Here is an 11,409-nt window from a genome sequence, read left to right on the forward strand (position 1 = left end):
GTGACGCCTGGGACCGGCCGCTAGGTCTGGGGGCGGCCGTTGCGCGCCTGGCGCTGGCCGTTGGGGCGGACGCCCACCAGCCCGCCGGAGCGCTCACGGGGACGAAGCCAGTCGCTGAAGTCCTCCCCGGTCACCCGCTGCAGCAGTGCCACGTCCTCGGTGAAGTAGGAGATCAGCTTCTCCCGCTGGTCCCAGGTCAGCGGCTGGCGGGAGCGGGCCCGCTCCTGCAGCCTGCGCTCCAGCGGGTCGGTCAGCGCCACGCTCATCCTCGCCGGCATGAACCGCCCCACGGACGATCCCAAGCGCAGCGCCCGCGACAGCACCCGGTGCCCGCGGGTCGGCTCCGGGTGGGCGGTCACGTTCTCCCGGGGGACCTCGGTGACCACGCCGGTCTCCACCCCGAGGAAACGGAAGATCCGGTCGAGGGTTTCGGCGGGGCGGTCGACCAGATCGCGGTAGCGGTAGACGAGCACCTGCTCGCGAGGGAAGAGTGTGAACAGGTGTTCGAGCTGTTCACCGTACCTGCCGAGCCCGCGATAGTGCCAGAACGGGGCCCAGCCCGCCCTGATCCGCCGCTCCTCCTCGGCGCAGGCCCGCACCATGTCGCCGATCGGTTCCAGCCCGGCCGACCACAGGTGCGTCCAGTTGGAGTGGGCGCGCTCCACCGGGTCGCGCAGCACCACGATGAGCCTGGCGTCGGGGATGGCGGCCCTGATGCGCCGCTGCGCCGCCCGGTCGTAGAGATAGAACGGGGTCGACTCGCCGGTGAGCGTTCCCGGCGGTGCCGCGTCGAACAGGGCCTCGTAGTCCTCGCGTCTCCAGACGTGTTCGCGGTAGGTCTGCGCGTCGCCCGGTCCTCCCTTGGTCGGCGGAGGGCCGTCGCTGAGGAAGAACTTCGGTTCCTTCACCGGGGACATGAACAATCCCGGGTGCCTGGCCAGCGCGGCATGCAGGGCGGTGGTCCCGGACTTGGGAGCACCGATCGTGAGGAAATTCGGCAGGGGCATCGTTATTACCCTTAATCCCTACTGTGATTATTGGTAAATATAGCTCCTTCTCCGGCGAAGGCAAGTGCCCGGCCGTGCGATCGCCGTGGTCCGAAGTGCTTCCCCGTCGCGGGGATTCCAGTCGTCGGCGCCTATCTCCAGGTCGTGGATGCGAAGGGTGTTGTCCCGTTCAGTGAACGCTGAGTTCTTTTCCGCTATTTCATCACTGGAGAAGAGTTTTGTCGCGTTATGAATAAACAGGATACTCGTGCCGTATTTCAGATTCGAGCCTCCCGCGTACCTTCGCCCTCGCTCTCCCGCGCCCGGTGCGGCGTGACGGCACGGTCTCCCGCCCGTGCCGCCGTCAGGCGGCCTCCCGCGGTGCCATGACATACCGCTACATGCCATGACGTGCCCTTACTGTGCCGTGCAGTGCCGGGGTGGGCGGCGCGGACGCCCCGTCGGGCCGTGCCGGCACGCCGCGCCGGCGAGCGGCGAAAGCCCCGGCCCCGGCGGGCGCGAATGTCATGGTGCGAAGGGGGGAACCCCGGTGGATGCGCGCTGTCCCCGCGATTTCATAAGTCCTAATGTCACGACAAATCATTGACATGTAGGTAATGCGTTGGTTACAACCAGGGGCGAGGGAGATCCGGCGAGGCGACGCGCGGAGGTACCGATGAAGTGGACGACAGGGCTGGTCGCGGTGGCCGTGCTGGGCATCTCCGCCCTGACCGGCTGTTCGGCGGGGCAGGCCGGGGGACAGCCCTCCGGAGAGACGGCGGGCGCGGCGAGCGGCCCCGCCCCGGCGGCCGGCGGCGGCACCTTCGCCGTCGTCACCCACGCGAGCGCCGGGGACGCCTTCTGGGACGTGGTCAAGAACGGCGCCGAGGCGGCCGGGAAACGCTACGGCGTCACCGTGACCTACCAGGGCGACGGCGACCCGGCCAGGCAGTCCCAGCTCATCGACCAGGCCGTCAGCCAGAAGGTCGACGGCCTGGTGGTCTCCATGGCCAACCCGGACGCCCTGAAGGAGTCCGTCGGCAAGGCCGTGACCGCCGGGATCCCGGTGATCACCATCAACTCCGGCGGCGACGTCTCCCGCGAGTTCGGCGCGATCACCCACGTCGGCCAGTCGGAGGACGTGGCGGGCCGGGGCGCGGGGGAGAAGCTCAAGGCCGAGGGGGTCACCAAGCTGCTCTGCGTGATCCACGAGGCAGGGAACGTCGGGCTCGACCAGCGCTGCAACGGCGCGACCCAGGGACTGGGCGGCACCGTCGAGCGGCTCCAGGTGGACGTGGGCAACCTCGCCGACGCCACCTCCAAGATCAAGGCGAGGCTCCAGTCGGACACCTCCCTCAACGGCGTCCTCACCCTGAACCCCGCGGTGGCCGTCGCCGCCCGCGACGCCATCGCCGACGGCGGCTCGAAGGCGAAGCTCGGCACCTTCGACCTGTCGGCCGACGTGGTCGCCGCCATCGAGGACGGCGAGATCCTGTTCGCGGTCGACCAGCAGCAGTACCTGCAGGGCTGGCTGCCGATCACGTTCCTGACCCTTCACAAGGAGAATCTCAACACCGTCGGCGGAGGGCTCCCGGTCAACACCGGTCCCGGCTTCGTCACCAGGGACAGCGCCGCGAAGGTGGCCGAGCTGGCCGAGAGCGGCACCCGGTGACGGTGGCGGACGAGCGGCTGGCCGGGACCGGGGTCGCCCGCAGGCTGCTGATCAGGCCGGAACTCGGCGCGGTCGTCGGCGCCCTCGTGGTCTTCGCGTTCTTCGCGGGGCAGTCGGAGGTCTTCCGCTCGGTCGAGGGCATGGCCAACTGGCTGGACCCGGCCTCCACCCTCGGGATCATGGCGGTGGCGATCGCGCTGCTGATGATCGGCGGCGAGTTCGACCTGTCGGCCGGCGTGCTCACCGGCACCGTCGGCCTGGTCACGGTGATCCTCGCCACCCGCTACGACCTGCCGGTGTGGGCGGCGATGCTCGCCGCCCTGGCCGTGGCGCTGCTCGTCGGCTTCCTCAACGGCCTGGTCGTGGTCCGCACCGGGCTGCCCAGCTTCATCGTCACCCTCGCCACCTTCCTGATGCTCCAGGGCGTCAACCTGGGCGTCACCAAGGCCCTCACCGGGACCGTGCAGGTCGGCGGCCTGCGCCGGGCCGAGGGATACGAGGAGGTGAGGGCGGTGCTCGCCGGGACGATCCCGGTCGGCGGGACCGATTTCCGGGTGGCGATCCTGTGGTGGCTGGCCGTCACCGCCCTGGCCACCTGGGTGCTCACCAGGACCAGGGCCGGAAACTGGATCTTCGCGGTGGGCGGTGACGAGCGGGCCGCCCGCGCGGTCGGGGTTCCCGCGGAACGGACGAAGATCGCGCTCTTCATGACCACCGCCGCGGCCGCCTGGCTGGTCGGCTCGATCATGGCGCTGCGCTTCACCTCGGTGCAGGCGGGCTCCGGCGTCGGCCAGGAATTCGTCTACATCATCGCGGCGGTCATCGGGGGCTGCCTGCTGACCGGCGGCTACGGCTCCGCGATCGGCGCCGCCGTCGGCGCGGTGATCTTCGGCATGGCGGACAAGGGCATCGTCTTCGCCGGCTGGGACGCCGACTGGTTCACGTTCTTTCTCGGTGCAATGCTGCTGCTGGCCACGCTCGCCAACCGGTTCGTCCGCCGGTACGCGGAGGAGGTGAGGCGGTGACGGGAGACGAGACCGTGACGGAGGACGGAACGGACGCCCCGCCCCTGCTGGAGGTCCGCGACGTGGGCAAGACGTTCGGCGGCGTGATCGCGCTGCGGGACGTCTCCATGCGGGTGCGCGCCGGGGAGGTGAGCTGCGTCCTCGGCGACAACGGCGCGGGAAAGTCCACGCTGATCAAGATCCTCTCTGGCGTGCACGCCCCCGACTCCGGCTCGTACCTGGTGGACGGCGCCCCCGCCGCCTTCGCCAGTCCCCGGGACGCGCTCGACAAGGGCATCGCCACTGTCTACCAGGACCTGGCGATGATCCCGCTGATGTCGGTCTGGCGGAACTTCTTCCTCGGCTCCGAGCCCGTGCTCGGCCGGGGGCCGCTGCGCCGCTTCGACGTGGCGGGGGCGAAGCGGACGGTCCGCGAGGAGCTACGTTCCATGGGCATCGACATCCGCGACGTCGACCAGCCCGTCGGCACCCTGTCCGGTGGCGAGCGCCAGTCCGTGGCCATCGCCCGCGCGGTCCACTTCGGCGCCCGCGTCCTCATCCTGGACGAGCCCACCTCCGCCCTGGGCGTCAAGCAGGCCGGCGTCGTGCTGCGCTACATCGCCCAGGCGCGCGACCGGGGCCTGGGCGTCGTCTTCATCACCCACAACCCGCACCACGCCCACCCGATCGGCGACCGCTTCCTGCTGCTGAACCGAGGGGCGAGCCTCGGCGAGTACGCCAAGGCGGACATCACCCCCGAGGAGCTCACCTCCCTGATGGCGGGGGGCGCCGAGCTGGAGCAGCTCGCCCACGAGCTGAGCCGGGGCGGCCCTCCGGCCGGGCCGGCGGCACCGCCACCCCGGTGAGCCGCGCCACCACACCCGTGAACCGTGGCGAGCCGGTCGAGCCAGGTGAGCCGCTCAGAAATCGAAGGACTCCACGTGGATGCGGCAGCCGGGGACGCCCGCGCGGCGCAGGGCGTGGCGTGCCGCGACCGTCATCCCGGCGGGGCCGCACAGGTAGACGTCGTGGACGGCCAGGCCGGGAATGAGGTTTCGCAGGGCGCGCCCGGTCAGCGGCACGCTCCGCCCGCCGGACGATCCGGTCAGCTCGTCCACGGTGTAGTGGATCGTGGCGCCGCGCGCGGCGGCGATGGCGTCCAGCTCGTGGCGGAGGATCAGCTCCTCGTCGCGGCGCGCCATGTAGACCAGGGTCACCTTGCCGGGCAGCGTCTCGAAGAGCGCGCGCAGCGGGCTGATGCCCACGCCGCCGCCCACCAGCAGCACCTGGGGCCTGCGGCGCCGCGCGGCGGTGAGGGCGCCGTAGGGACCCTCGGCCCACACCCGGGTGCCGGGCCGCAGCCCGGCCAGCGCGCGGCTGTGGTCGCCGACGCCCTTGACGGTGATCCGCAGGAATCGGGCGTTGGCGGGTGCCGACAGCGAGTAGGGGTTGGCCGTCCACCACATGCCGGGGGCGAGGAACCGCCACCGGAAGAACTGGCCGGGTTCCGCGCCCAGCTCGTCCAGGTGCTCGCCGGTCAGGTAGACCGACACCACGGAGGACGACTCCCGGCGCACCTCGGCGACCCGGAGCCCGTGGCGCAGGGCGCGGTGGACGGGGGTGAGGAAGCGGTACCAGACCAGCAGGGTGGCGACGGAGACGTACAGCGCGTACCAGAACAGGCTCATGACTACGCCGCCGGCGAAGTCCGGGCCGGTGAGCTGGTGACCGAACCCGAGGAAGACGGCCCCGTAGGTGACGAAGTGCAGGTAGTGCCAGGTCTCGTACCGCATCCGGCGCCGCACCTCGCGCACCGAGACGACCGCGACGCCGACGAGCAGCAGGAGGGCGACCATCGCCTCCGGCATGGCCGGGCCGTCCAGGACCAGCCCCGCGATCGCCTCCGGCGCGCCCGCGCCGGACCGCGCCACGTGGGCCGCGACGGCGAACAGCATGTGGGCCACCGACAGGACGACGGTGTGACGGCCGCCCGTCGCGTGCCAGCGGGCCAGCCGGTCGGTTCCGACCCCGCGGTCCAACGCGGGAACGCGGGCCATCAGCCCCAGCAGGACGGCGCAGGCGTAGCCCGCGAGCAGGCCGGTGAGCCTGCCCGCCCAGGCCAGTGCCCCGGTGAGCCCGGAGACCGAGGTCAGGTCGGACCAGCACGTCGCGGTCGCCGCGACGGCTCCCGCGTAGATCAGGGCGAGGACCAGGGGCGGCCGCGCCCGGCGCGCGGGCGGGCGGGCGGGGACCCTGCGCCGCCGGGTACGCGTGCCGGCGTGCGGGCGCGTACCGCAGTCGGGGGCGGCGCCTCTCACGGCTCCAGCCGGGTGAGCTGGCCGCCGTGGGTTTTCTCCAGGGCGGCGGCGAGCGCCTTGGTCTCCTGGTTGGCGCCGGATTTCTGCTCGCTCTTCGCGACCAGGACGGACTGCGTGAGGTATTCGCGCGCGTCCTTGGTGAAGAGCCGGTCGAACGCGGCGCCGTCGGCCCGCTTCAGGGCCGCGAAGTCGTCGGGAATCACCATGCCTGGGATGTCATGCCCCTCGTGCTCGTTGCTCTCCGGCACCCCGGACCGCCGCAGCAGGTCGCGCAGTTTCCTGAGTGTCGTACGGCGATCGGCGACGTGCTCCTCGGCGAACCGCTCGAGCCTCGGATCGGAGGCCTTGCCGGGGGCCAGTTCGAGCAGGCGTACCGCCTGCTCGGTCATCGGGATCATCAGTTGCAGCCACGCGATGTCCGTGCGGTTGAAGGAGCCCGACGCGCTTCCGGTCGGTGTGGGGAGCGCGGCGGGGCCGCTTCGCGCCGGCGGGTGGTTCGCGGCCGAATGGGTCTGGGGCTCGGCGGCGACACATCGCGAGACCAGCAGGACGGTGAGCACGACGAGTACCGACGCACCGATCGTGGACGCCTTCATGCCGCTCCTTCGCTCGCCGTCCCCGTGGTGAGGCGAGGCCCGGTATGCCGGGCCTCGCCCCGTTCAGGTCAGACGGTACGCTTCCGCCCGAAGACGGTCACCTGCCGTCTCAGGGGGTGCCGTCGGCGCACTTGACAATCGGGCGGATGCGGTCGTGCATGCACGCCGGCGCCGCGCTGAGCAGGACATACAGTCCTGAAGCGGTGTCACCGCACGCCTCCCTGATGCCATCGTCGCGAGCCTCCTTCGCCGTCACGCCCGGTGCCGGGCGTGTTCTGCTCCTGCACAGGAGACCGGCGGGGGGACGGGCGACAACACAAACTTAAAAAAAGACCGGAGAAAAATTTTCGTTGTCCGTCTGACCTGCCGCCGGTCTCCATGGCGGGGGCTCATCGGTCTTCCGCTATGAGGAGTTATGGAGAGAATCGTCCCTGCCCCGCGCCCGGCGTTGCGCGGGGACGACGGACCGTGGACGGCGACAGGAAGCGGAGTGCGATGCTCGGAACCGGTAGGGGCGGACCCGACTCGGCGATGGTGGCCGCCGCGCGCGACGGAGACCAGCAGGCGCTGGACGCCCTGGTGGCCGATTCCCTCCCGCTCGTCTACAACATCGTCGGCCGGGCGCTGAACGGCCACTCCGACGTCGACGACGTGGTCCAGGAGACGTTTCTCCGGGTCGTCCGTGCCCTGCCCGACCTGCGCGATCCGCAGGCGTACCGGTCCTGGCTGGTGGCCATCGCCGTTCGCCAGGTGCGCGACCACGAGCAGGACCGCAGGACCACCCAGCACCGCAGGGCCGACCTCGACACCGCCGAGGAGATGCCCGACCCCGCCTCCGACTTCGCCGCCGTGACCATCCTGCGGCTCGGCCTCACCGACCAGCGCCGTGAGGTCGCCGAGGCCACCCGCTGGCTGGACGGCGACGACCAGGCGCTCCTCGCCCTGTGGTGGCTGGAGGAGACCGGCGAGCTCGATCGCGCCGACCTCGCCGGAGCCCTCGGCCTGTCGGGACGCCACGCCGCCGTACGCGTCCAGCGGATGAAGGAGCAGGTCCAGACGGCGCGCACCATCGTGCGGGCGCTGCGCGCCGAGTCCGGATGCCCCGAGCTGCGCGCCCTCACCGCGAACTGGAACGGCACCCCCAGCCCGCTGTGGCGCAAGCGCTTCGCCCGGCACATCCGTGACTGCGCCGTCTGCCAGGGGCGCACGGCGGGCCTGCTGCCCATCGACCGCCTGCTCAGCGGGCTGCCGCTGCTGCCCCTGCCCGTCGGCTTCGCCCTGCACCACCTCCAGGCCGTTCCCCCCGCCGTCGAGGCGGTGGCGCACGCCACGACCTGGGGGGCGTCCCACGGTTCGCACGCCCTCGAGACGACGCGGCCGGGCCTGCCGGCCTCGCTGCCCCCCGCCCCGATCACGATCGGCGGCGCGGCGGCCGTCGTCGTCACGGGCGTCCTGATCTTCGGGCAGCTCACCGCCCCCGCCCCCGAGGCCGCCCCGCCGCCGGCCGTGCCCGCGCAGACGGCCTCGCCGTCGCCGTCGCGGACGCCGTCGGCGCGCGCCACGCCCAAGCCCTCACCGTCTCCCACGCCCAGCCGCAGGCAGGCCTCCCGCACGCCCACCCCCACGCCGGCCCGGACGCCGCCGCCCGCCTCCGTCGCGAGCTCCCCCAGGAAGGGCGTGGGCGTGTGGAAGATGCCCGGCCTCAGCACGGCCTTCGCGAAGTCCGGCGCGAGCTGGTACTACACCTGGTCCACGAGCCGTGAGGGGATCACCGGCCCCAGGGCCGACGGGTTCGTCCCGATGATCTGGGGAAAGGACAGCGTCACCCCGGAGAACCTCGCCCAGGCCAGGAGCGCCGGACCCTACCTGCTCGCCTTCAACGAGCCCGACCTGCCCCAGCAGGCCAACATGACCGTGGAGGAGGCGCTGTCGCTCTGGCCGAAACTCATGTCAGCGGGCCGCGTGCTCAGCAGCCCCTCCGTCGCGTTCGGCGCCGACACCCCGGGCGGCTGGCTGGACCGCTTCATGACCGGCGCCAAGGAACGGGACTACCGCGTCGACTTCATCGCGCTGCACTGGTACGGGGCGGACTTCCGCACCCAGCCCGCGGTGAGCCAGCTCAAGTCGTACGTCCAGGCCGTGTACAAGCGCTACCGCAAGCCGATCTGGCTCACCGAGTACGCCCTCATCGACTTCTCGAACGGCACCCGCTACGCGAGTGACGCCCAGCAGGCCGCGTTCGTCACCGCCTCCACCAGGATGCTGGCCTCCCTGCCGTACGTGCGGCGCTATGCCTGGTTCGGCCTGCCCTCCTCCGACACCGAGCCCAACAGCGGGCTGTTCCGCCACGACGGGACCGTCACCCGCGCGGGCCGCGCCTTCCAGGCGGCCCGCTGACCGCCCTGTCCGGGGGCGGCCGGCGGGTGGATACCCTTGCCGGGTGCCCGACCCGTACCTGACTCCGCAGGACATCACGGAACACGAGATCGAGATCAAGCGCTCCCGGTTCCTGTGCGCGGTCGGCCCGGCCTCCTCGGAGGAGGCGGCGAGGGAGTTCGTCGCCACGCGCAGGCGGCGCTACGGTGACGCCACGCACAACTGCTCGGCGTATGTGATCGGCGGCGACCGCCTGGTCCAGCGGGCCGACGACGACGGCGAGCCCGGCGGCACCGCCGGGACCCCGATGCTGGAGACCCTGCTGCGCCGGGGCGTCGCCGACGCGGTGGCGGTGGTCACCCGCTACTTCGGCGGGGTGAAGCTCGGCGCCGGGGGACTGGTCCGGGCGTACGGCTCGTCGGTCGGCAAGACGCTGGACCTCACGCCGCTGGTCGAGATGGTGCCCGCCAGGGTGATGACCGTGACCGTGGACCACGTCAGGGCCGGGCGGCTGGAGAACGACCTGCGCGCCTCGCCGTACGAGGTCAGGGAGGTCGTCTACGGCGAGGAGGTCGGCTTCCGCGTCGCGGTGCGCGAGCGGGACCTGCCCGCCTTCCCCGGCTGGGTCGCCACGCTGACCTCGGGACAGGCCGGGATCGAGCCGGGCGAGGCGATCCATCTCAGGGGCGCCTGACCCGCGCCTGGCCCGCGCCTGACCCGCACCGGATTCACGCCTGGCTCTCGCCGGGTTCCTGCCCGATCCGTGCCCGATCCGCGCCGGTTTCGGGTGGGAACCGGAGCTCCTTCCCCGGGAGGACCCCGGATACGCCTCGGCCCTGGGGGCGGCGAATGTGGGATGGGTCACACTCGGTGCTGGGCGACGGCGCGGATCGGCGGCCCCGGCCGCTCGTCCCCGGGCCGTGACGGGCCCGGCAGGTGGCACCGCCGTCCCCGCCCTGACCGCTTGATACCTCGCTGACGTGCGGGAATCTCGGAAAACGCCCGGCCGTCACGGTCGCGCCGCGGGCGGCTGTGGTTTTCCGCAGCCGCGCTCTGCGGCGCGTGCCAGGCGAGGCGGGGAGCGTTCCGCATCCACACCGTACGCGGCTCTCCGTAGCCTTGTCCCTATGAGTTCACCGAATGTCGACGGGATCGCCGGATGGGCGATCAACCTTATGGAAACCCTGGGTGCGCCCGGGGCGGGGCTGGCGATCGCACTCGAGAACCTGTTCCCGCCCCTGCCCAGCGAGGTGATCCTGCCGCTGGCCGGGTTCACCGCGAGCAAGGGGAACATGGGGCTGTTCGACGCCGTGCTCTGGACGACCATAGGATCGGTGGTCGGCGCGCTGGCGCTGTACGCGGTCGGGGCCCTGCTGGGCCGGGAGCGCGTGGTGTTCATCGCCTCCAAGCTGCCGCTGGTCAGCGTCTCCGACATCGAGAAGACCGAGGCGTGGTTCGCCAGGCACGGCAGGAAGACCGTCTTCTTCGGCCGGATGATCCCCATCTTCCGCAGCCTCATCTCGATCCCCGCGGGGGTCGAGCGCATGCCGATCCTGATCTTCACCCTCCTCACCACCCTGGGCAGCCTCATCTGGAACACGGCCTTCGTGATGGCGGGGTTCCTGCTCGGTGAGCAGTGGGATCTGGTCGAGCGCTACATGGGCGTGGTGTCGAAGGCGGTGCTGGGCATCGTGATCCTCGCCGTGGTGGTCTTCATCGTGGTGAGGCTGTCCGACCGGCGCAAGGGCAGGCACCACGCTTGACGTGCTCCCCGGCCCGAGGGTCGGGGATTCTCGCAGGTGCCGCTCATACGGCACCCCGAAGGCTTCCTGCTTCATCGGCGTCTGCCACCGCGAGCGGTGGTCTTACGTCACCTCCACAAGCGTTTAACCTGTCCGCCCGCCCGGCGGCCAGGATGTTGATCGCCGCGTTGACGTCCCGGTCGTGGGCCGCGCCACAGGCGCAGATCCACGACCGGACGTCCAGCGGCATCGACGCGGCGAGGGCGCCGCACGCCGAGCACAGCTTCGACGACGGAAACCACCGATCGATCTTCGCGAAGGTCCGCCCGTACCGCTTCGCCTTGTACTCCAGCATCGCGACGAACTGCGACCAGCCCGCGTCGTGCACGCTCTTGGCCAGCTTCGTGCGCGCCAGACCGGACACCGCCAGGTTCTCCACGTACACCGCTTGGTTGTCGCGGATCAACTGGGTGGAGAGCGTGTGGGCGAAGTCCCGGCGCGCGTCGGCCACCCGGGCGTGCGCCCGCGCGACCTTGACGACGGCCTTCTTGCGGTTGTTCGACCCCTTCGCCTTGCGGCTGAGGGCCTTTTGCGCCTTGCGGAGCTTCTTGGCCGCCCGCCGCAGAATGCGCGGGTTGCTGATCTTGCGGCCGTCCGACAGCACCGCGAAGTGCGTGAGCCCCAGATCGATACCGATCTCGCCCGCGACAGCCGG

Annotated in this window: 10 protein-coding genes; 6 read left to right on the plus strand and 4 right to left on the minus strand. The window is 71.5% G+C overall.

The features are described 5' to 3' along the window. Positions 1-20: 20 nt before the first annotated feature. Positions 21-1,007 (minus strand): sulfotransferase family protein, encoded by a 987-nt coding sequence (locus ACTOQ2_RS36050; protein ID WP_440105291.1) that lies wholly within the window; start codon positions 1,005-1,007, stop codon positions 21-23. Between the two features lie 655 nt (positions 1,008-1,662). On the opposite strand from ACTOQ2_RS36050, the gene ACTOQ2_RS36055 reads away from it, so the two are divergent. Genes ACTOQ2_RS36055 through ACTOQ2_RS36065 form a run of 3 tightly spaced genes read left to right on the plus strand, consistent with a single transcriptional unit; the run spans position 1,663 to position 4,528 of the window. Further along, positions 1,663-2,658, plus strand: a complete 996-nt coding sequence (locus ACTOQ2_RS36055; protein WP_440105293.1) for a sugar ABC transporter substrate-binding protein — start codon at positions 1,663-1,665, stop codon at positions 2,656-2,658. After that, positions 2,655-3,683: an ABC transporter permease gene (locus ACTOQ2_RS36060; protein WP_440105294.1), complete on the plus strand. Its 1,029-nt coding sequence runs from the start codon at positions 2,655-2,657 to the stop codon at positions 3,681-3,683. Before ACTOQ2_RS36055 ends, ACTOQ2_RS36060 begins: the two co-directional genes overlap by 4 nt. After that, the gene (locus ACTOQ2_RS36065) at positions 3,680-4,528 is read left to right on the plus strand and encodes an ATP-binding cassette domain-containing protein (RefSeq protein WP_440105296.1); all 849 of its coding nucleotides are present in this window, start codon (positions 3,680-3,682) and stop codon (positions 4,526-4,528) included. Before ACTOQ2_RS36060 ends, ACTOQ2_RS36065 begins: the two co-directional genes overlap by 4 nt. A 54-nt stretch (positions 4,529-4,582) precedes the next feature. On the opposite strand, the gene ACTOQ2_RS36070 is transcribed toward ACTOQ2_RS36065, so the two are convergent. Together ACTOQ2_RS36070 and ACTOQ2_RS36075 are read right to left on the minus strand one after the other, a co-directional pair. After that, positions 4,583-5,980, minus strand: coding sequence for a ferredoxin reductase family protein (locus ACTOQ2_RS36070; protein WP_440105297.1), 1,398 nt, complete (start codon positions 5,978-5,980; stop codon positions 4,583-4,585). Continuing rightward, positions 5,977-6,576, minus strand: coding sequence for a DUF305 domain-containing protein (locus ACTOQ2_RS36075; protein WP_440105299.1), 600 nt, complete (start codon positions 6,574-6,576; stop codon positions 5,977-5,979). Before ACTOQ2_RS36075 ends, ACTOQ2_RS36070 begins: the two co-directional genes overlap by 4 nt. Before the next feature lie 495 nt (positions 6,577-7,071). Between ACTOQ2_RS36075 and ACTOQ2_RS36080 the strand changes: the two genes are divergently transcribed. The 3 genes from ACTOQ2_RS36080 (at position 7,072) to ACTOQ2_RS36090 (ending at position 10,715) form a co-directional block, all read left to right on the plus strand. Next, positions 7,072-8,973, plus strand: coding sequence for a sigma-70 family RNA polymerase sigma factor (locus ACTOQ2_RS36080; protein ID WP_440105301.1), 1,902 nt, complete (start codon positions 7,072-7,074; stop codon positions 8,971-8,973). A 43-nt stretch (positions 8,974-9,016) separates the two neighbouring features. Further along, on the plus strand, positions 9,017-9,646 hold the full coding sequence (locus ACTOQ2_RS36085; protein ID WP_440105303.1) for a YigZ family protein: 630 nt from the start codon (positions 9,017-9,019) through the stop codon (positions 9,644-9,646). Between the two features lie 433 nt (positions 9,647-10,079). Beyond that, entirely contained in the window at positions 10,080-10,715 is a 636-nt protein-coding gene (locus tag ACTOQ2_RS36090; protein ID WP_440105305.1) for a DedA family protein, read from the plus strand. A 43-nt stretch (positions 10,716-10,758) separates the two neighbouring features. Here the strand turns inward: ACTOQ2_RS36090 and ACTOQ2_RS36095 are convergent. Next, positions 10,759-11,409 (minus strand): RNA-guided endonuclease InsQ/TnpB family protein (locus ACTOQ2_RS36095; protein ID WP_440105307.1); only part of this gene is annotated, 651 nt, incomplete at its 5' end.

It is taken from the genome of Streptosporangium sp. H16, assembly GCF_051918855.1.
Taxonomy (GTDB): Bacteria; Actinomycetota; Actinomycetes; order Streptosporangiales; family Streptosporangiaceae; genus Streptosporangium.